Below are 18,788 nucleotides of genomic sequence, written 5' to 3' on the forward strand. Positions count from 1 at the left end.
CTCAAACTTGAATGGTGCCTGGCACTTTTGTTATTTTGTCGTAATGAGATGCTCAACAAAATCATCTTCATTTGTTCCCAAAAGCAATGGAATGAATAATCGGCTAAACCTTTCTTTTAGAAAATATGTAGTGGATTTCACACGAAGGGCACACCAGCTCGCGGATCCGGCCAACCAGAATAGCAGCGGCATAAACCATAAATTTGCTACGATAATAAACCAGCTTAACCCCCAGTTCAAAACTTCACTTTTAACATAAAAAGGATCCCAATAGTCAAAAACCCTTGCAGAGTGGAACGGAAATAATAGAAAGATTCCAATATTTCTAAGCCAATCAATATCATATCTTCTTATCTGCCTATTTTGAGCCATTCAATTTCCCCCTTGACATTTGCTTCTTCATCAAATTTTACAGGTGAAAAGGCATATAGAATAGTGGGTTTTGGTGATTTTATTGAAAATAATGACATTAATGTCAGGGTGATACAGGACTTTCCCGAAACATACACTCTTCTAAGGAACGTATTTCAATTTAGACATTAGGGAGAGGGAAATATGAACTTCGAGATGCAAAAAGCCAATATGCTGGCAGAAGAGATAAATGGTTTTATTCAATATGTCCAAAGATGTTATAAAGTGGAGAACAGCCTTAATCCAAACAAAGATAAAATATATCAAATTAAACTTTGGATGGATGATTTTAAGTTTCACATATTAGCCGATGAACTCCACAGAATAAATCAGTATTCCTGGGACGAAAAGTACACTTTCTATCTAGTTGACCAATTTCAACAAGGGATTAACATTATTGATGAATACGTAACCAATAACTACAATGACTTATTTCTCTTTACCGCTAGACTATACACGCTTAAGAACCTCATTCAACTATTACAAAAGTAAGGAACAGATTATTGAATCCGCATGCTACATAGCAATTAATCAATAGACGAATCAACCAAGGATGGAAATTAGTGTTTTGATTGGTTAACTCCTACCACTATATTAGTTTATATAGTAAAATAAGATGAATGTATAGCAATAGCAATGATAAATTTAGATAATGTGGAGGATCTAAGGTGACCTATCAATTAAATAACAGATTTAAAATGTTTACATTGAATTCAAATCAAACACTTGCAGCTGAGATGGCTGAGCTTTTAGGCTGTGAGCTGGGCAAATGCTCTGTTACGAAATTTAGTGATGGTGAAATTCAAATTCATATTGAAGAAAGCGTTCGCGGAAGTGAGGTATTTATTGTTCAATCTACTTCCTCTCCAGTTAATGAAAATGTGATGGAGCTTCTTATCATGATTGACTCCTTGAAACGGGCATCTGCTAAAGCGATTAATGTTGTTATTCCATACTATGGGTATGGACGCCAAGACCGAAAAGCTCGTTCACGAGAACCAATTACGGCTAAACTTGTCGCAAACCTTTTGGAAGCTGCCGGAGCAACAAGAGTGCTGACAATGGACCTTCATACACCTCAGCTTCAAGGTTTTTTTGATATACCGGTTGAACATCTGTTTGGTGTTCCAATCCTTACACAGTATTATGAAAATAAAGGATTAGACAATATTGTCGTTGTTGCTCCGCATAATGGCAGTATCGGAAGAGCAAGAAAAATGGCTAAGCTATTACATTCTCCACTTGCCCTGATTGATAAAAGAAAACTAGAAGAAAATGAGATTGAAACCTTTTTTGTCATTGGTAATGTTGAAGGGAAAAATGCCATTATTATTGATGATCTAATTGATACTGCTGAAACCATCACCTCAGCGGCTCAGGCGCTGGCAGAAAATGGTGCAACATCCATCTATGCCGGATGTACACATCCTGTATTCACAGCACAGGCGATTGAAAAAATAGAGCAATCACCAATTAAAGAATTAGTGGTAACAAACACGATTGTGTTACCAGAAGAGAAAAAAATTGAAAAAATAAAAACAATATCTGTCGCTCCATTGCTTGTAGAGGCAATTGACCGGATTCATAACGAGAAAGCGGTAAGTCCTTTATTTGAATAAGATTTTTCTATGCATCCAGTAGCCAACGCTAAGTAAAGAAGATAAAAAATACAATGCCGATCTCCTAGCAAGTGTAAGGAGGTTGGCATTTTCTTATACCGCTGTTTGTTGTATATAAATGATTTTGGAGTTGAAAAGATGAGCAGTATTTTTGCAAAATGGTATGACATTTTTATGAAGCCTTTGGAAAAGAAGAAATTTAAACAAATTCGAAAGAAACTTTTGGCCAACGCTACGGGAAGCGTCCTTGAATTGGGTTCAGGCACTGGAGTGAATTTTCCCTATTATACTTCTGCTGAAAAAGTTACAGCGGTAGAACCAAGCTTACATATGATTGAGCAATCCATTTCCAAACAAAAACAATCGGTTATTCCAATTGAAGTGGTTCAGGCAGTTGCAGAGGATTTACCATTTAAGGCAGATATGTTTGATACAGTTGTAGCCACGCTCGTATTTTGTACGATTCCAAATCCGGAAAAAGCAATCTTGGAAATGAAACGAGTATGTAAACCTAATGGAAAAATCCTCCTATTTGAACATGTGAAAATGGAAAATCGCATACTTGGGACCATTCAGGAGCTGTTAACACCTGTTTGGAAAAAAATTTGTGATGGATGCTGTTTAAATAGAAATACCATTAAGCTATTAAACGGACATGATATTATGATGACGAGGGTGCAAAAATACTCCAAGGATTTATTTGTTTTGGTAGAGTCTGTAAATAAGAAGTAAAGAATAAGATGAGGAAGATGGTTTTCATTAGAAAGGCGGACCGAGTGATGTCTTATCATGCTGACGATGCAAAGGCTATAGAAATTCGACCAGATTGGCTCCAAAGTTATATAGATTCCCCTGAAAAACAAAGACAGTTATATAAACGGACATTGATTATTGTTGTTCTCTCACAAATCTTTGGTGGTGCTGGGCTTGCTGCGGGCATTACTGTTGGTGCCCTGATTGCTCAAGATATGCTCGGCACTGATCAATTTGCGGGTGTTCCAACTGCTTTGTTCACGTTGGGCTCCGCTGCTGCTGCGTATATTGTGGGGCGGCTATCTCAACGGTTTGGACGCCGCTCAGGGCTAGCCGCCGGATTTTTGACAGGCGGAATTGGCGCTATCGGTGTTGTGATTGCTGCAATAACCAATAATTTTCTATTACTATTTGCCTCTCTATTAATCTGTGGCGCCGGATCAGCAACCAATCTGCAAGCACGCTATGCGGGTACCGACATGGCTAGTTCAAAACAGCGGGCAACAGCCATCAGTACTGCTATGGTTTCCACCACGTTTGGAGCCGTTGCTGGCCCCAACATGGTGGAGGTAATGGGGGAATTTGCCACGTCAATTGGGATTCCCGCATTAGCGGGCCCCTTCATTCTGGCTGCCACAGCTTTTATTCTAGCGGGTTTGGTGCTTTTAGTATTCCTGCGTCCCGACCCTCTTGTAGTAGCTAATGTCATTGCGCGAGTGAAAAGCAAAGAAGAGGTAAATCTATCAATAGAGACCCCTAGGGACACTCAAGAAATAAATAATCACGGAGTTGTTTTGGGAACTGTCCTAATGATTGTAACTCAGCTGGTTATGGTAGGCATTATGACCATGACTCCAGTCCACATGAGGCACCACGGTCATGGATTGAGTGACGTGGGAATGGTCATTGGTATTCATGTAGCTTTCATGTTCCTGCCGTCCTTTTTTACCGGTATTCTCGTTGATAAAATTGGTCGTTCGGCAATGGCAATTGCCGCTGGTATTACTTTGCTTGCTGCCGGAGTGATTGCAGCTTTTTCAACTGCAGATTCCATGGCAGGCATCATCACCGCTCTCGCATTGCTAGGGCTAGGCTGGAACTTTGGCTTGATTTGCGGCACAGCGCTTGTTGTAGACTCAACTCTTCCCACCACGCGTGCTAAGACCCAAGGAACGGTAGATGTGTTGATTGCATTAGCCGGTGCGACCGGAGGAGTACTTTCGGGTATGGTAGCCGCTCACTCTAGTTATGCTGTACTTTCACTTGCTGGAGGTTTCTTATCATTATTGTTGATTCCGGTAGTTGTTTGGTCTCGTAATAAATAATTCCTGGTTAACGGTACGATAAAATGCTGTTCTATCGCGGAAAAAGGAGCAGGCATTATTTTAGAAAAGGTGGTTACCTAATAATATAATGGTCAAGTAGGGAATAATAGTTTTCGGAAGGAGTTGTTCCAAATGGCACAATCATTAGAAGGTAAAGTTGCAATTGTAACGGGTGCTGGAAGAGGAATTGGTAAGGCGATTGCGATTGCATTAGCAAATGAAGGGGTAAAGGTCGGTTTGCTGGCAAGAACAGAAGCTGCATTAAAGGAAGTCGCAAGCGAAGTGGCTGGTTTGGGAGTGAAAGCAGCATATGCAGCTGTTGATGTTTCATCATTAGAACAGGTAAATCAAGCCATTGAAAAATTGACGAACGAATTAGGGACAGCAGATATTCTGATTAATAATGCCGGAATAGGAAAATTTGCGACACTTTTAGAAATGGACCCAGAAGAATGGAAGAAGATCATTGATGTTAATATTATGGGAACATATCATGTTACCCGTGCAGTTCTTCCACAATTAATTGAAAAAAATGGCGGCGATATTATTAATATTTCATCTACTAATGGGTTGAACGGTGCAGCCACATCTAGTGCATATAGCGCCTCTAAATTTGGTGTAATCGGTTTAACTGAATCATTAGCGCAAGAAGTCCGCAGAAACAATATTCGGGTGACGGCCTTAACTCCTAGCACAGTAGCTACAGAACTGGCTGTCAAAACCAATTTAATTGCTGAAAATAATGAAGACAAGTATATGCAGCCAGAAGATATTGCCGAATTTATTGTTTCCCAATTAAAATTACATCCACGAGTTTATATCAAAGCAGCCAGCCTTTTGGCAACCAATCCATTTTAATCCAAAACGAAGTCAGCTCTACTGACTTCGTTTTTTTATGTTGTTGTCTTCGAGAAAAGTCAGGGAAAATCTTCTTCAAGATTGTTTGTTGTTATTTTCTAAAATGGCTAAGCGGATAAGCTTCACTTTAATATCTTTGCTTAATGAAAGCCATTCATGTTTATTAATTCTCATGATCCATCCCTCCATTTATTTGCAACTATATTTCATCTTCCTAGTATTCGTTTACCCAAATATTTCAAATTTCTAAACCTTTAATCCTTTTTCATTTTCTTTTATTTTTCTACATTTTTTTCATTCTTCCCTTTTAATAGAAAGGTAATTAAATGTATGAAAATGATTAAAACAATCAATGTTGTGGTAAACAAACAAAAAGATAGGAGATGATCGGATGAATGAACAAAAACACAGCTATTATATTAATATCCAATCACAGGAAATTTTCAGAGGTCCTCTCGATGGAGAGTGGGATTTTAAAATCGAAGCAACGGAATCTCAAGTGGCTGTCATTGAACGTCTATTTGACCGTAATGACATAACAGATTGGGAAAGCTATTTTCGATCCCATATTCCTTTTCTAGAGTATCACCACCAGCCTCAAAATATGGAATATGATCGGAGATTGGTGCTGATCTATACCATCCTTTTTTACTTGGGTGACGCAAACAGCCGTGCACATATTAGAGATATGGGAATATTAAATGAGGAAATTGCTAATGATCATTGCAAGAGATTTTAAACTTGCTTGCACATTATTCCTTTTTGTTTATTTCATTTCACAAAGGGGTATTAAATTGAAAATTATAGATTAATAGGAGGAAAATAAGATGAACAATGGAAAACACCCAAGCAAAATACCTGCACAGGAGCAAAACCAGCAGCCGGGAATACAAAAGGATATGACACCAGTCCCGGAAACCATGAATCCCAAATACAAGGGTAGTGACAAGCTGAAAGGGAAGAACGCTATTATTACGGGTGGAGATAGTGGGATAGGGCGAGCAGTATCTATTGCTTTTGCAAAAGAAGGAGCAAATGTTGTAATCATGTATTTAAGTGAAAACCATGATGCGGAAGAAACGAAACAACTTGTCGAGGAACAAGGAGTAAGATGCCTATTACTTTCAGGGGATATCGGTGATGAAACCTTTTGTCAGGAAGCTGTTCAACAAACAGTAGATGAACTAGGCGGACTTGATTTATTAGTGAATAATGCAGGGGAGCAGCATCCTCAGGAAAGCATTGTTGACATTTCCACAGATCAGCTGGAAAAAACGTTTCGAACAAATATTTTCTCCATGTTTCATTTAACAAAAGCGGCATTACCACACCTTAAGGAAGGGAGCGCCATTATTAATACGACATCAATTACAGCCTACAAAGGACATCCAACGCTTGTCGATTATTCCGCTACAAAAGGGGCAATCACGTCTTTCACTCGTTCTCTTGCCATCCAGTTAGCGGAAAAAGGAATCAGGGTGAATGGAGTCGCTCCGGGACCAATTTGGACTCCACTCATTCCATCTACTTTTACGGAAGAAGAAGTAAGTAAATTTGGGCAAGACACATTGATAAAGCGACCAGGGCAGCCGGAAGAACTTGCTCCAGCTTATGTATATCTTGCTTCCAACATCGATTCTTCCTTTGTAACGGGGCAAATTCTCCATGTGAATGGTGGAACTATTGTAAATGGCTAAATGGCAAATTAAAAAACAACGCGGTTAGTTCTATGTGAGGAGGACTGAGCCGCAGTGGTTCGATTTTACAGTTTTGTACGAAGACTTAAAAGTTCAGGGAAAAATGATTGGTCAAGAACCTTTTTTAGATAGGTTACACCGGATGATCCTCCAGTACCTTTCTTATGACCGATAATTCTTTCTACTGTGGACATGTGGTTATAGCGCCAGAGCTGCTGCTGATGACCAATGTCTACTAGCTTTTCTGCAAGCTCATATAAATTCCAATATTGACCGGTGTTGCGATAAACGGTCAGCCATGCCTCTTCAACACTTGGATCGGGTTCATAGCTTTGAGACAAGTCCCGATTAAGAACGTTTTTATTAATTGGTAATCCATGGGCGGAGAGTGCTGTGATGGCTGCATCATAAATACTTGGTTCATGCAGTGACTTCAACATAGTTTCAGATAGCCCTATTTGGTGTTTATAAACCGCCAAGGTGTTAGCATTTTTTTGTCCAAGTGCAAACTCAATTAGGCGGTTTTGATAGGATTGGAATCCGGAGGAATGCCCAAGTTTACCACGAAACTGCATATAATCTGCAGGGGTCAGAGTTGTAAGAACGTTCCATGATTGGATGAGCTGTTGCTGAATTCTAGATACGCGCGACAGCATTTTAAATGATGGCTCCAGATCGTTCTGAAGAATACACTGAATCGCAGCATTCAATTCATGGAGAATAAGCTTCATCCATAATTCGCTTGTTTGATGTATGATTATAAACAGCATTTCATCGTGGTGATTCGATAGGCGCTGCTGGCTTGAAAGAATAGTTTCAAGGTGAAGGTAATCGCCATAAGACATATTTTTTTGAAAATCAGTTTGAATTTCATTTTCTAGTTCTGAAGTCTTTTTTTCCTCTCCATTTTCTTGGTTCCTCATTAAACTCATCCCCCTTAATATTAGTTACTATAATATGTGAGTTTTAAATTATATAGTAATAAATTTAATGATTAGCTTTGTGATGATGATGGTATTATATGTTGCTTTGGCTAGTGTTTTCGTATCACAATGGAATAAACGAAATATTGTAGGTGGAAAATCAACATAATTGACAGCAAAAACCTCCATTGATATATTGGTTTTATGAAAACAATAAAAACGATTGAGCGTCCTGTGTTAAGAGATCAAGTATATGAATCTTTAAAAAAAGCAATTATTACATTGGAATTAGAACCTGGACAACGAATATTAGATAAAGAATTGGCGATTGAATTTGGAGTCAGCAGAACACCTGTTAGGGAAGCGCTGAAAAGACTAGAGGATGAAGGGCTTGTTGAATCGCTGCCAGGTTCCCAGACTAGAATTACCAAAGTTAATTTGGAAGAGGCTAGAAACGCATTTACAGTTGTTGCCACCTTAAATAGTCTTGCTGCACGTCTTGCTGTTCCACTAATGACAAACGAAGATATACATTTAATGGAACTTTGCAATAGTCAGTTACATGATGCATTAACTAGAAAGGATGTTGTTTGTGCTGTAGAGGCAGATGATCAATTTCATCTAGTTCTATTAAAGGCTTCAAGGAACTCGGAAATTGAATTAGCCCTAGAACGAATCATGCCTAAGATTCGAAGATTAGAGTTCTCTAAATTCAGTTCATTTGACGGTCAAACTTCCCTCAAGCAGCATCAGGAAATCATTTTAGCTTGTAAAGGGAAAAATCATAACCTGGCTTCCACTCTTGTAGAGGAGAATTGGTTAAGTTTGGGCAGGGTATTAGTTGGAGATCAGGAAATCGAAGAACAATGAGTTATGCGTAGAGTACATATTCAGGTGTACTCTTTTTTATTTCCATATAAATTGACGAAATTATCAAAAAATGGATTGACCACCAAAGTGATATGCGATATATTGGTTTTAAGTAATGGGCCAATTCACTTTACATACCGTTCTTATTGAAAAAAGATGTGTGTCAACCGCTCATGAGGCAAGCGAATTGGTTATAGTCTATGTCCCTTCTCAAAAAGTCTGAGGTTTTTAGAGGTAATCTTGTAAAATAACAAATTGGGAGGAATCACAATGAGTTCAATCACAACTAAAACGGATACTTTTGAAGTACATGATGAAAAGGTATTAAATTGGGCAAAGGAAATCATTGAAAATAGCTCTTCTCCAAGATTGATTCAGAAGGAAATTATTGATGCGGTTGATAGAAATTCCATTTGGAGGGGGCAGGAGTGCCTCAATTTATTAGCCCCGGAAGCCCCAACAAGTCCAACCGTTCGCCAATTGTTAGCATCCGAAGTAGGTACGAGAGCTGCAGAAGGGCATATTGGACCTACACAAAGGTGGTTTTCCGGTACCAAATATATCGATGAAATTGAATCATTATGTGTGGAGCTATTAAAAAAGGTTTTTAATTGTAATTACGCAGATCACCGTCTTGTAGCAAGCATGATCGGAAACATGACCGTTTATGCTGCCATGACAAAACCAGGAGACAATATTTTGACGATTGCTCAGCCTTTAGGGGGACATTCTAGCAATCGTTATGACGGACCTGCTGGGATTCGAGGATTAAATATTTATGATGTTCCGATGGATCCGGTTGATTTGGTGGTTGATCTCGATGAATTTGCAAAAATAGCAAGACAGGTGAAACCTCGCTTGGTAACGCTTGGTGCCTCTATGACTCTTTTCCCATTCCCGTTAAAAGAAATGTCAGAGATTGTCAGTGAGTGGGGAGGCAAGATTTTCTTTGATGGTGCTCACCAGCTTGGCCTTATTGGGGGCGGACAATTCCAGGATCCATTAAACGAGGGAGCATGCATTATGACAGGTTCAGCTGGCAAAACCTTCAGTGGTCCGCAAAGCGGTATCATTGTTTGGAATGATCCGGAGCTTACACAACCAGTTTGTGACACGATTTTCCCAGCATTAGCGGCCACACACCAAGTAAACCGTGTTGCTGCATTGGCTGCTTCAGCGGCTGAATTCCTTGCATTTGGAAAAGAGTATATGGCACAAATTGTCGCCAATTCCAAAGCACTAGCAAAAGCGCTGCACAATCGAGGAATCAATGTACTTGGTGCGCATAAAGGTTTCACAGAAACACATCAAGTGATTCTTGACGTTAAACGTTTTGGCGGAGGCTTAGAAGTTGCCCATAAGTTAGCTAAGGCAAATATTATTACCAATAAAAATCTAATTCCAAGTGATAAACCAGAAGATTGGGATTTTCCAAGTGGACTACGGATTGGAACCATCGAAATTACACGTTTAGGAATGAAAGAAGCAGAGATGGACATTATTGCAGACAATATTGTCCGTGTGCTGGAGGATCAAGAACCAGTCGAAACGATTCGCAAGCGTATCATTGAAATGCGGTCTGGTTATCAGAAGATTCATTACTGTTTCGATTAATAGGAGAGACGGTCAGAACATGGTAAAATAAAGTTGGAACAGATATTATTGAGATCATTTTAGGAGTTTTCAAATGGACACACGAACCAAATGGAATATGAAACATCAAGATCGCTTGAATGTTAGTAAGAAACCTATTCCCAATCCTAGATTAAAGAAACTGTCCCCATTTCTAAAGGGAGGGACTGCACTTGATCTGGCTTGCGGTCTTGGTGGAAACAGTTTGTTTCTGGCAAGGATGAATTATCAAGTTCAGGCAATGGATGTTTCGGATGTTGCCATTAACTATATTCAAGAGCAGGCTGCAAGCCATAAGCTTACCATCGCTCCAAGGGTATGTGACCTTACGGAATGGAAATATGGAGGTTGGGAGAACATTTCCTATGATCTAGTAGTTATAACGTATTACCTCGATCGCTCGCTTTTCAATATTGTGAAAAAAATCATAAATAAAAATGGTTATTTTTTCATGGAAACCTACTATCAATCACCGCAAACCGAAAATCAGGGAGTATCGAATCAGTACAAATTAAAGCCGAAAGAGTTATTAAATGAATTTGAGGATTGGACGATCCTTTTTTTTGAAGAAAATGAAACGGAGTGCAGGCAAACCATTTTTTGTCAGAAACGATGAAAGGGCATGGCATTTTTAGCAATAACCGCGCAGTTGATAATTACAATGACAGGGAACCACACGGATTAATTCATAATAAAAAAATAGTAAAATAAAAAATGCTGCAGTCATAACCAGGCTGCAGCATTTTCTTTTTTATAAATACGGACTTTCATGTTTAGCTTTGAGACGGTTCCAACGGCGTTCTACTTCATCATCAAACATTTGCAGCATCACATTGCTTTCTTCTTTTAGTAAATGCTTCGTTTTCCCCATCAGCTTCAACCACTCCGATACAGCTAAGCGTTTCTTTTTAGCTTCTGGATCATAAGTAATGGTTGTGATTCCTCGTTCGACCTCATAAAGAGGGAAGAAGCAGGAGTTAACAGCAGCCTCTATGATTGTTTGGCCTAATTCATCCTTTGATTTCCAATTTAGTGGGCAGGTAATTAAAATTTTTCCGTAAACCAAGCCTTCATTTTTCGCATACCATTGTGCCTTCGCTGCCTTCTTTAACAGGTCGCGGTCAAACGCCTCCGTTCCGGTAAAAACATATGGAATATGAGTGGCCGCCATGATCTGCGCTGTATCCTTATGATGGAACGGCTTCCCATTCTGGAAGGAACCAACATTTGATGTGCTCGTCATATGTCCCATCGGTGTCGAATAGGAGAGTTGGCTGCCGGTATTCATGTAACCTTCGTTATCATATTCAAGGATAATCATTTTATGGTTACGCAATGCCGTTCCGATGGCAGGACCCATGCCAATATCCATGCCGCCATCGCCTGTCACCATCACAAAGGTAAAATCATCGCTCAGACCTAAATCTGCTAATTCACCGCGGCGTTTTCTTTCATGGAACATTTCCACAAGACCCGATAACGTAGCGGAGCCATTTTGGAATAGATTATGGATGTAAGTCGCTTTATGGGCGCTGTACGGGAACCCGGTCGTCACAACCATTGCACAGCCGGTATGGAAAAGTGCGACAATATCTCCTTCAATTCCTTTAAAAAACAACTCCAGTCCCGAGAAAATACCACATCCTGGACAAGCGCCGTGTCCGGAAGCTAACCGTTTGGGCTTTTTCGTCAAGCTCCGCATCGGAGGGATTTTAACCTTAAGCTCACCCGTATTTTCATCAGGCGTGACGGTGATGAGACCTGTGTTTAAATCTTCTTTTTTCATTGGATTTAAGACGCGTTTAGGTGCATATTCCGATCTGCCAGGATTATGTCCGAAGTAGTCAAACGACTTTTCCGTTATACCAGTATCAGCGGCTTCTTTTGCTAATTGGAAAAAGTGCTCGGCATCATCGGCGTAGAAATCTTTGCCACCTAAACCGTAAATCCGATTTATGACCTTTGTACTTACATTTCCTGCTGTTTGGAGCGCTGCCTTTACCTCAAGTGCCATATTTCCGCCGTGAGCTCCATAGGAGTCTGCACGATCACCAATCGTAACCGCTTTCACATTTTTTAACACTTCCGCTATTTGTTTTTGGGGGAAGGGGCGTATCATATTGGGTGAGATGACCCCGGCTTTTATTCCTTGTGAGCGAAGGCGGTCCACCACATCTTTACAAACCTCAGCAGCAGAATTCAGCATGAAGACAGCCACTTCTGCGTCATCCATCCGGTATAGATCAAGAACTGGATACTCGCGTCCTGTCAATTCCGCATATTCCTTTGAAATTCGCTCAAACACAGCCTCAGCTCTATACATAGCCTCAGATTGTTGATAACAGTTGTTGATATAATCGGGTTCATTCATATAAGGTCCGATCGTTACCGGATTCTCACGATCTAAGGCATGAGTAAAGCTTGTTGGTAATTCGCCAATAAACTTTTGAACATCTTCTCTCTTTTTTATAACATTTACACGTCTTTTTTGATGGGAGGTGAAATATCCGTCGTATGATACAATGACGGGCAGCCGGACTTCACTATCTTCTGCTAGTTTAATCGCGATGATGTTCATATCATAGACGATTTGCGGATCACGCGCCATTAAGATGGGCCATCCGGTGTTTAACGCGAAATATAAATCAGAATGATCTCCATGAATATTTAATGGTCCTGATACAGAGCGATTAACTAAATTCAACACCATCGGAAAGCGGGTTCCTGATTGAACGGGGAGCTGCTCAAGCATGTAAAGAAACCCATTTGCACTTGTTGCGTTAAATACACGACCTCCACCAGTTGATGCCCCATAGCAGATACCAGCTGATCCATGTTCGCCATCTGCAGGAATCAATACAATGTCATGTTCACCTTTGGCTTTCATCCCATCAAGGAACTGGGCAACTTCAGTGGAAGGAGAGATGGGAAAGTAGCCCATAACATGATAATTTATTTGATGGGCGGCATAAGCAGCCATTTCATTGCCGGATTCAAAAACAACACTTTGTTCAACTGACCCTTTGTGCATGGATAACTTTTCTTGATCTAAATTAATGGACATGAAGATCAGTCCTTTCCTTAATTTTGTGTTGCTAAATCAAATAGGTGCGGTACACGATTACTGTCTGCGTAGCCGTCATTGTATTCTCTTTCTCCTGATAATGCCTCGACAGGACAAGCGGTAACGCATTTCAAACAGCCTTTACAATATTGATAGTCAATTCCTTTAAGGAACATTTGTGGCCGGCCTCGTTTGTCTGCTTTTTCTTCCCATACAAAGCAAAAGTCTGGACAGGCGGTATCGCAGGCCGCACAATTAATACATTTATCTTCATGGAAATGCGGCAGCATCCCTGCACGAGAAATGCTTAAATCCTTTAAAATGCTGTTTCCAGGATTTGTGATTGTGCCGCCAATCGCTTGCGTTTGATAGCCAAGAAGCGGTTCTGCACGTGTAAATGGTTTAGGTTCGAACGCCTCATCGACCGAGAATATTTTGAATTCCACTTCATTGTACCCGCGCTCAAACGTACGGATATTGGGCTCCACAAAATACGGATACTTTTTCTCAAAGGTACGGCGAATCGTTTGTTTCATCGACTCAGGGTCTAAGAAGTCCAAAATCCGATAAAGCGCTCCCAACATGGCGGTATTGGCTTTTGTTTGTTCTTCCAAGGCAATTCCAGTTGCATCAATGATGGCTATTGTTCCACCGGGAATTTTCATAAGTTTCTTCAGTTCGTCAGGGGATTTTTGTGAATTCACTAAGATGGTACTGTCGGGATAAATTCCGCTTGTGCAATCAATGGTTTTAAATAGGGCATCATGGAAAATGCCGACAACGTGAGGGCGTTCAATGGGTGTAGTGTCTCTGATGTTTGTTTCCGGGTCGCAAAAGCGAATATGCGCTTTAACGGGAGAGCCTTTCTTTTCTGATCCATAGGATGAAAAGCCGACACCGTTTAGTCCATTTCCAACTACTCCATCCTCGGAAAGCATTTTTCCGGCTAAATTCGCTCCTAACCCGCCAATAGATTCCAGGCGAATCTCAAAAAAACCTAAGTCATTCATTTTTGGCAGTTTTGACAATCGTATTCCTCCTAACTATTAATTGTTTTTAATATTATAAATTTTCTATAAATTATTTCATTTTCATTGTAACAGGACTGAAAATGAAATACAACAGATTATTAAGTAAAAAAAATTTCACTTCAAAACCCTTGTTATTAAGCGGTTTTTGGATTGATATCATATATTGGTTTATTACAAAAAGAGTTTTGATATAGTACAGATTTTAAATGTTGTATAACAGTATTGATTGTTTTACGATAAATTAATTATGTTAACCAGTAATACATGCAACAAGACCAAACAGGAGACAAATCACTAATTACGGTCCCGTAGAACTTCTTTATGGTAAAATTAGTATAAAATGGCGGTTGCAAACCTCGGATTGCCCGCGGGTGGAAATAGGGAGGCAGAAGGAAGCATGAAAATTGTTATTGCTGGTGGTTCTGGATTTATTGGGAAAAAATTGACCGACCTCCTACTTAAAGAGGGACATACTATCGTTATCTTAACTAGGAAGAATCAGCAGACTTCGAGGGATGTATCGTATGTAAAGTGGCTGGAAGAAAGCACTGCTCCCGAAAATGAAATAAAAAATGCGGATGTATTTATAAACTTAGCGGGAGTTTCCATCAACGACGGCAGATGGAATGCAAACCATCAAAAACAAATATATGATAGTCGGATGCAAGCAACTGATGAGTTAATTAGAATAATTGCTTCCTTGAATGAAAAACCTTCCTTACTAGTCAATGCGAGTGCAATTGGCATTTATCCCTCTTCAGAAAATGCAGTATATACAGAAGAGTCCCTAAAAAGGGCAAATGATTTTCTTGGACAGACAGTAACGGACTGGGAGAACAAAGCAAAAGTAGTAGAGTCACAAAACATTCGAACCGTTTTCATGCGGTTCGGTGTGGTACTCGGTAAGGAAGGCGGAGCACTTCCGCTCATGGCACTGCCCTATAAATTGTACGCCGGAGGTACAGTTGGCTCGGGTGAACAGTGGGTGTCCTGGGTCCATGTGGAGGATGTAGTTCGAGCCATTTCATTTGCTATTGAAAATGATCATCTGAGAGGTCCTGTAAATGTCACTTCTCCATCCCCAACCAAGATGAAGGAGTTTGGAAAAACAATTGGTACTGTATTACATCGTCCACATTGGCTTCCTGTCCCATCATTTGCCATGAAAATGGCACTTGGACAAAAGAGTTCACTTGTTCTAGAAGGACAGTATGTTATCCCAAAAATCTTAATAAATGAAGGCTTTGAATTCAAGTTTCCTTCACTCCAATCTGCTTTGGAGGATTTGCTTACAAATTAGTCCGGATTGGCGTCTCCGTAACTTGGATTATCAAGAGTATTCATTGCTACCATTATCATTTGTACAGCGATCGAAGCCTTACAAGATTTTAAGAAAGCTAGGTTTCCCAATCGTGACATGTAACATCAAAAAGAGGTAGAATAGGGTGTTAAGCACATAGGGAAGAAACAACTGTATGGGGGAAGGGTTTATGGTTGGAGTAAAAACAGTAAAAATAGATGGTGAATGTATCTATATTTTTAACAGTGCTATCTATCTTTTTGAATCAAGCACGGGATTTACGTTGGAATTGGATATCATAGTAAGTGAAGTTACTGTAAAAAAGTATAAAAAAGAGGAAACCCTTATTATTGAGATTGAATTGGAGGATGGCCGTAATATTCATTCGATTATGCATGTAAAAATCCTTTCAGGCGGTTTGCCGCAGCTTAATTTATTTTGTGAGCTCGCTGACATTCAAGAGTTTGATGGATTACATAATGTAACCGAAAATGATGCTTGGTTTCCGAACATAGAAGAAGGCATTACATTAGAAGAAATAAGAAAAGTGGAAATGCCAATTGAAGAGGTCAGTTTAAAATTAAAACTGCCAATCGACCAGGTTGAATGGTTAAAGAGTCAAAAAAAACGACAATTAAATGAAATGTTCCAAGAATTCATATATGATAATTGGAAAAAAAATAATAGCTAATCCAATTAGATTTACATTTTTAAAGGGGGACTATCTTGGGTAAGCAGGGAATAATCTCATTAGGAGAAGCATTTGTAGACTATATTTCAATAGATAGAACGAATAATGAATATCAGCAGCTGCTAGGAGGCGCTACCGTAAATGTAGCAGTGGGTTCACGGAGACTTGGGATTCCAACCTATTATTTGTGTAAATTTGGTACGGATGAGATCAGTGAATTTGTAGAAAATGAATTAAGAAAAGACCGGATTGATACTGACTTTTCTATCCACTCTCCGAAGAAAAAAATCTGTGGTGTATATGTTCATATAAATGAAAACGGAGAACGATATTTCCATTCTTATTCGAACCCGACACCGGATGAAGTTCTATCGGCAGATGAATTAACGAGAGAGGTTTTTGAACAAGCTAAAATCTTTTATTTTGGTTCTGGAACACTTTTTCTGAATAAAGCAAAACAGACAACAGAAGCTGCAATCAAATATGCGAAAGAATCCCAAAATATGATTGCCTTTGATGCAAACATTCGTCCTAAGAGGTGGGAGAGCGAGGAACATTGCCGTAAAACAATTGCAGCATTTCTCAAACAGGCAGATATCGTTAAGCTTGCGGAAGATGAGTTGAATTTTTTAACAGAAACAGACTCATTAGAAGAAGGTATAGAAAAATTATCAACCTATCAAATTCCTTTTCTCTTCATAACGATGGGAAGGAAAGGGGCTTGTGCTGTAATCAATGGAAACAATATTTTTGTTTCTGCCCCGACGGTCAATGCCATCGATACAACCGGAGCAGGTGATGCCTTTATGTCAGCACTTTTATATTGTTTTCACGAACAAGGAAAGCCAGCCACTCAATCCCAATTAACAAATTATCTTCAGTTTTCAAATCATGTTGGTGCTGCTGCGACAACGGAAATCGGATCATTGTCCGCTAATTTTGATTTAACCGTTTGGAAAAAGCAATTCCTTTTTAAAACAAGATAATCTTGTCAAGACTGTAAAGGAAGACTTTAGCAGAGGATGGAGTTGCGCGAATGAAAACCCCTTTTGATTACCCGGAAATTTTCTATAACGAAGCCATTTTCTATTTAGAGGCTAAATGGGGACGCCGCTTAAGTGACCATGAGCGACATGTACTAATTGAAGGTTATCGTTTTGGCAGAATGGTCGAGGCAGAAAGTGAAATCAAGATTTTGTTTGCGAATTAATTCAGGAAGGAAGGGGGTGTTCCAAATCGGAACACCCCTTTTTCTGAAATCGACAAGTTAGTGCTCCTGTTGATTTCGTAACGATTGTTCAGCATAGGCGATTAGGCGTTTGGTCATTTCACCGCCGACTGAACCGTTTGCTCGTGCGGTCGTATCAGCACCCAGCTCCACTCCAAACTCGTTGGCGATTTCTTCTTTCATCTGATCCAAAACATTGCCTGCACCAGGAACCAATAGTTTGTTTCTAGCCATGATACATCACTCCCGACGAAGTTTTTTGAGCAATTTAGAATATTGCTCGACTATATTTTATCCTAATAATGAATTCAAATTCAGATAAGACCGTTACAAGACTTGGAAAACCCGCAATTTCAAGCAAACAAGCAGGAAAGAATAGACTTCCTTTATCCACAATATTTGTAAGGGTCCTGCGACTTTTGTCGTATTTTTGGGTTTAAAAGCGCCAAAATACAATTTTGGATGTATAATAAGGACTTGCATAAATTAAAGGAGGAATTACTTTGATGGAATGGACATTAGCCGGATTATTTTTACTATCCGCTATCTTACTAATTATATCACTAGTAAAATCTAATCGGTCAGCTAAGGCAGAACATGAACAAATTGATCTGATTCATATATCCACAATGAAAGAAATTAATGCCCTTCAAGATTCCATTCGAAATCTTGAGCTTGATCTGGAAGTGGTTACGAATGAGGCAGGGATTTCACTTTCTACTGAGGAAAAACAATTAAAGCGTGAGGTATTAGATTTATTTAGAAGAAATTACTCTGTTGCAAGCATTGCAGAAATGAAACAGATTACTGAAAATGAAATCGAACAGATTATTGCTCCTTATCAGCAGCAGGTAAGTGATGAAGGGAGTGCCGCTGCCAATGAGAATTAATTTACTGAGCAGCTTTGCAGGCGGAATATTGATTAGCACATTGATTTGCGGTGCTATTTACTTTGTTGACAAGAGTGACGGAAAGGCACCTGCCACCACAGCCAAATCAAGCACAACGGTAAAAATATCAGAAAATGAAATGAAAAAAGAGCTTGAAACGAAAGGATATGTCGTTCAATCCAAAACTGAATATGACAAGAATTTGAAGGATGCCAAGGCAGCAGTAGAAAAGAAAAACCCTTCTGAAAATAACGAACCTGCCAAAACAGTCACAAAAGTGATTGTGAATGTATCAGAAGGTATGACGAGCATTGACGTCGGCAAGGCACTAGTACAAGGAAACTTGGTGCAGGATGCATTTGCTTTTTCTCAGGATATCGAGCAAAAGGGGATAGAAAATCGTTTGCGTCCAGGGGTATATGTCGTGGACAGTGAAATGACTTACGATCAAGTGGTTGCGGCGATATATAAATAACCTCCGTTACCAAATAAGAAG

21 protein-coding genes are annotated in these 18,788 nt (G+C 39.6%); 16 read left to right on the forward strand and 5 right to left on the reverse strand.

All coding sequences use genetic code 11. From position 1 onward, the window contains the following. Positions 1-30: 30 nt before the first annotated feature. Positions 31-372, reverse strand: a complete 342-nt coding sequence (locus ACO1D1_RS21200; protein ID WP_423337011.1) for an acyltransferase family protein — start codon at positions 370-372, stop codon at positions 31-33. 183 nt (positions 373-555) lie between these two features. Here ACO1D1_RS21200 and ACO1D1_RS21205 point away from each other — a divergent pair, with 183 nt between their 5' ends. The 7 genes from ACO1D1_RS21205 to ACO1D1_RS21235 all read left to right on the forward strand — a co-directional run bounded on the left by ACO1D1_RS21205 (position 556) and on the right by ACO1D1_RS21235 (position 6,663). Beyond that, positions 556-903, forward strand: coding sequence for a hypothetical protein (locus ACO1D1_RS21205; RefSeq protein WP_423337012.1), 348 nt, complete (start codon positions 556-558; stop codon positions 901-903). A 176-nt stretch (positions 904-1,079) separates the two neighbouring features. Further along, positions 1,080-2,030 (forward strand): ribose-phosphate diphosphokinase, encoded by a 951-nt coding sequence (locus ACO1D1_RS21210; RefSeq protein ID WP_263315190.1) that lies wholly within the window; start codon positions 1,080-1,082, stop codon positions 2,028-2,030. 138 nt (positions 2,031-2,168) lie between these two features. Next, positions 2,169-2,762 (forward strand): class I SAM-dependent methyltransferase, encoded by a 594-nt coding sequence (locus ACO1D1_RS21215; RefSeq protein WP_423337013.1) that lies wholly within the window; start codon positions 2,169-2,171, stop codon positions 2,760-2,762. Between the two features lie 47 nt (positions 2,763-2,809). Next, complete coding sequence (locus ACO1D1_RS21220; protein WP_423337014.1) at positions 2,810-4,108, forward strand: MFS transporter; 1,299 nt, start codon at positions 2,810-2,812, stop codon at positions 4,106-4,108. Positions 4,109-4,240: 132 nt separating this feature from the next. Then, positions 4,241-4,966: a 3-ketoacyl-ACP reductase gene (locus ACO1D1_RS21225; protein ID WP_149870398.1), complete on the forward strand. Its 726-nt coding sequence runs from the start codon at positions 4,241-4,243 to the stop codon at positions 4,964-4,966. 391 nt (positions 4,967-5,357) lie between these two features. Beyond that, positions 5,358-5,705: a hydrolase gene (locus ACO1D1_RS21230; protein ID WP_149870397.1), complete on the forward strand. Its 348-nt coding sequence runs from the start codon at positions 5,358-5,360 to the stop codon at positions 5,703-5,705. 88 nt (positions 5,706-5,793) lie between these two features. Next, a complete protein-coding gene (locus tag ACO1D1_RS21235) occupies positions 5,794-6,663 on the forward strand; it encodes an SDR family oxidoreductase (RefSeq protein ID WP_423337015.1) in 870 nt (289 codons plus the stop codon). A gap of 65 nt (positions 6,664-6,728) precedes the next feature. Here ACO1D1_RS21235 and kynA read toward each other — a convergent pair whose 3' ends face one another. After that, a complete protein-coding gene (kynA, locus tag ACO1D1_RS21240) occupies positions 6,729-7,586 on the reverse strand; it encodes a tryptophan 2,3-dioxygenase (protein ID WP_423337016.1) in 858 nt (285 codons plus the stop codon). Positions 7,587-7,790: 204 nt separating this feature from the next. On the opposite strand from kynA, the gene ACO1D1_RS21245 reads away from it, so the two are divergent. The 3 genes from ACO1D1_RS21245 to ACO1D1_RS21255 all read left to right on the forward strand — a co-directional run bounded on the left by ACO1D1_RS21245 (position 7,791) and on the right by ACO1D1_RS21255 (position 10,704). Beyond that, the gene (locus ACO1D1_RS21245; RefSeq protein ID WP_423337017.1) at positions 7,791-8,456 is read left to right on the forward strand and encodes a GntR family transcriptional regulator; all 666 of its coding nucleotides are present in this window, start codon (positions 7,791-7,793) and stop codon (positions 8,454-8,456) included. 270 nt (positions 8,457-8,726) lie between these two features. Beyond that, on the forward strand, positions 8,727-10,070 hold the full coding sequence (gene glyA, locus ACO1D1_RS21250) for a serine hydroxymethyltransferase (protein ID WP_423337018.1): 1,344 nt from the start codon (positions 8,727-8,729) through the stop codon (positions 10,068-10,070). Positions 10,071-10,143: 73 nt separating this feature from the next. Further along, positions 10,144-10,704: a class I SAM-dependent methyltransferase gene (locus ACO1D1_RS21255; RefSeq protein WP_423337019.1), complete on the forward strand. Its 561-nt coding sequence runs from the start codon at positions 10,144-10,146 to the stop codon at positions 10,702-10,704. A gap of 135 nt (positions 10,705-10,839) precedes the next feature. Here the strand turns inward: ACO1D1_RS21255 and ACO1D1_RS21260 are convergent, their stop codons facing one another. Both ACO1D1_RS21260 and ACO1D1_RS21265 read right to left on the reverse strand, forming a co-directional pair. Next, positions 10,840-13,152 carry a thiamine pyrophosphate-dependent enzyme gene (locus ACO1D1_RS21260; RefSeq protein WP_423337020.1) on the reverse strand — a complete coding sequence of 771 codons (2,313 nt, stop codon included), beginning with the start codon at positions 13,150-13,152 and terminating at the stop codon, positions 10,840-10,842. Positions 13,153-13,169: 17 nt separating this feature from the next. Further along, positions 13,170-14,180 (reverse strand): 2-oxoacid:acceptor oxidoreductase family protein, encoded by a 1,011-nt coding sequence (locus ACO1D1_RS21265; RefSeq protein ID WP_423337021.1) that lies wholly within the window; start codon positions 14,178-14,180, stop codon positions 13,170-13,172. 400 nt (positions 14,181-14,580) lie between these two features. Here ACO1D1_RS21265 and ACO1D1_RS21270 point away from each other — a divergent pair, with 400 nt between their 5' ends. From ACO1D1_RS21270 to ACO1D1_RS21285, 4 genes are all read left to right on the forward strand, one after another. Then, positions 14,581-15,483: a TIGR01777 family oxidoreductase gene (locus ACO1D1_RS21270; protein ID WP_423337022.1), complete on the forward strand. Its 903-nt coding sequence runs from the start codon at positions 14,581-14,583 to the stop codon at positions 15,481-15,483. Between the two features lie 190 nt (positions 15,484-15,673). After that, a complete protein-coding gene (locus ACO1D1_RS21275; RefSeq protein ID WP_423337023.1) occupies positions 15,674-16,174 on the forward strand; it encodes a hypothetical protein in 501 nt (166 codons plus the stop codon). 35 nt (positions 16,175-16,209) lie between these two features. Beyond that, positions 16,210-17,160 (forward strand): carbohydrate kinase family protein, encoded by a 951-nt coding sequence (locus tag ACO1D1_RS21280; protein WP_423337024.1) that lies wholly within the window; start codon positions 16,210-16,212, stop codon positions 17,158-17,160. A gap of 50 nt (positions 17,161-17,210) precedes the next feature. Continuing rightward, positions 17,211-17,384, forward strand: coding sequence for a hypothetical protein (locus ACO1D1_RS21285; protein WP_190284643.1), 174 nt, complete (start codon positions 17,211-17,213; stop codon positions 17,382-17,384). Positions 17,385-17,441: 57 nt separating this feature from the next. On the opposite strand, the gene ACO1D1_RS21290 is transcribed toward ACO1D1_RS21285, so the two are convergent. Further along, positions 17,442-17,636, reverse strand: coding sequence for an alpha/beta-type small acid-soluble spore protein (locus ACO1D1_RS21290; RefSeq protein ID WP_149870386.1), 195 nt, complete (start codon positions 17,634-17,636; stop codon positions 17,442-17,444). A 272-nt stretch (positions 17,637-17,908) separates the two neighbouring features. On the opposite strand from ACO1D1_RS21290, the gene ACO1D1_RS21295 reads away from it, so the two are divergent. Together ACO1D1_RS21295 and ACO1D1_RS21300 are read left to right on the forward strand one after the other, a co-directional pair. Then, complete coding sequence (locus tag ACO1D1_RS21295; protein ID WP_149870385.1) at positions 17,909-18,292, forward strand: hypothetical protein; 384 nt, start codon at positions 17,909-17,911, stop codon at positions 18,290-18,292. Further along, complete coding sequence (locus ACO1D1_RS21300; protein ID WP_423337025.1) at positions 18,282-18,767, forward strand: aminodeoxychorismate lyase; 486 nt, start codon at positions 18,282-18,284, stop codon at positions 18,765-18,767. Before ACO1D1_RS21295 ends, ACO1D1_RS21300 begins: the two co-directional genes overlap by 11 nt. Positions 18,768-18,788 lie beyond the last annotated feature (21 nt).

It is taken from the genome of Neobacillus sp. 19, from assembly GCF_049463095.1.
Classification (GTDB): Bacteria; Bacillota; Bacilli; order Bacillales; family Cytobacillaceae; genus Neobacillus.

Excerpts from the sequence above, each read along its gene's own strand:
- ACO1D1_RS21200 (WP_423337011.1), bottom strand. The coding sequence starts at position 372 with ATGGCTCAAAATAGGCAGATAAGAAGATATGATATTGATTGGCTTAGA.
- ACO1D1_RS21205 (WP_423337012.1), top strand. The coding sequence starts at position 556 with ATGAACTTCGAGATGCAAAAAGCCAATATGCTGGCAGAAGAGATAAAT.
- ACO1D1_RS21215 (WP_423337013.1), top strand. The coding sequence starts at position 2,169 with ATGAGCAGTATTTTTGCAAAATGGTATGACATTTTTATGAAGCCTTTG.
- ACO1D1_RS21220 (WP_423337014.1), top strand. The coding sequence starts at position 2,810 with ATGTCTTATCATGCTGACGATGCAAAGGCTATAGAAATTCGACCAGAT.
- ACO1D1_RS21225 (WP_149870398.1), top strand. The coding sequence starts at position 4,241 with ATGGCACAATCATTAGAAGGTAAAGTTGCAATTGTAACGGGTGCTGGA.
- ACO1D1_RS21230 (WP_149870397.1), top strand. The coding sequence starts at position 5,358 with ATGAATGAACAAAAACACAGCTATTATATTAATATCCAATCACAGGAA.
- ACO1D1_RS21235 (WP_423337015.1), top strand. The coding sequence starts at position 5,794 with ATGAACAATGGAAAACACCCAAGCAAAATACCTGCACAGGAGCAAAAC.
- kynA (WP_423337016.1), bottom strand. The coding sequence starts at position 7,586 with ATGAGGAACCAAGAAAATGGAGAGGAAAAAAAGACTTCAGAACTAGAA.
- ACO1D1_RS21245 (WP_423337017.1), top strand. The coding sequence starts at position 7,791 with ATGAAAACAATAAAAACGATTGAGCGTCCTGTGTTAAGAGATCAAGTA.
- glyA (WP_423337018.1), top strand. The coding sequence starts at position 8,727 with ATGAGTTCAATCACAACTAAAACGGATACTTTTGAAGTACATGATGAA.
- ACO1D1_RS21255 (WP_423337019.1), top strand. The coding sequence starts at position 10,144 with ATGGACACACGAACCAAATGGAATATGAAACATCAAGATCGCTTGAAT.
- ACO1D1_RS21260 (WP_423337020.1), bottom strand. The coding sequence starts at position 13,152 with ATGTCCATTAATTTAGATCAAGAAAAGTTATCCATGCACAAAGGGTCA.
- ACO1D1_RS21270 (WP_423337022.1), top strand. The coding sequence starts at position 14,581 with ATGAAAATTGTTATTGCTGGTGGTTCTGGATTTATTGGGAAAAAATTG.
- ACO1D1_RS21275 (WP_423337023.1), top strand. The coding sequence starts at position 15,674 with ATGGTTGGAGTAAAAACAGTAAAAATAGATGGTGAATGTATCTATATT.
- ACO1D1_RS21285 (WP_190284643.1), top strand. The coding sequence starts at position 17,211 with ATGAAAACCCCTTTTGATTACCCGGAAATTTTCTATAACGAAGCCATT.
- ACO1D1_RS21290 (WP_149870386.1), bottom strand. The coding sequence starts at position 17,636 with ATGGCTAGAAACAAACTATTGGTTCCTGGTGCAGGCAATGTTTTGGAT.
- ACO1D1_RS21295 (WP_149870385.1), top strand. The coding sequence starts at position 17,909 with ATGGAATGGACATTAGCCGGATTATTTTTACTATCCGCTATCTTACTA.
- ACO1D1_RS21300 (WP_423337025.1), top strand. The coding sequence starts at position 18,282 with ATGAGAATTAATTTACTGAGCAGCTTTGCAGGCGGAATATTGATTAGC.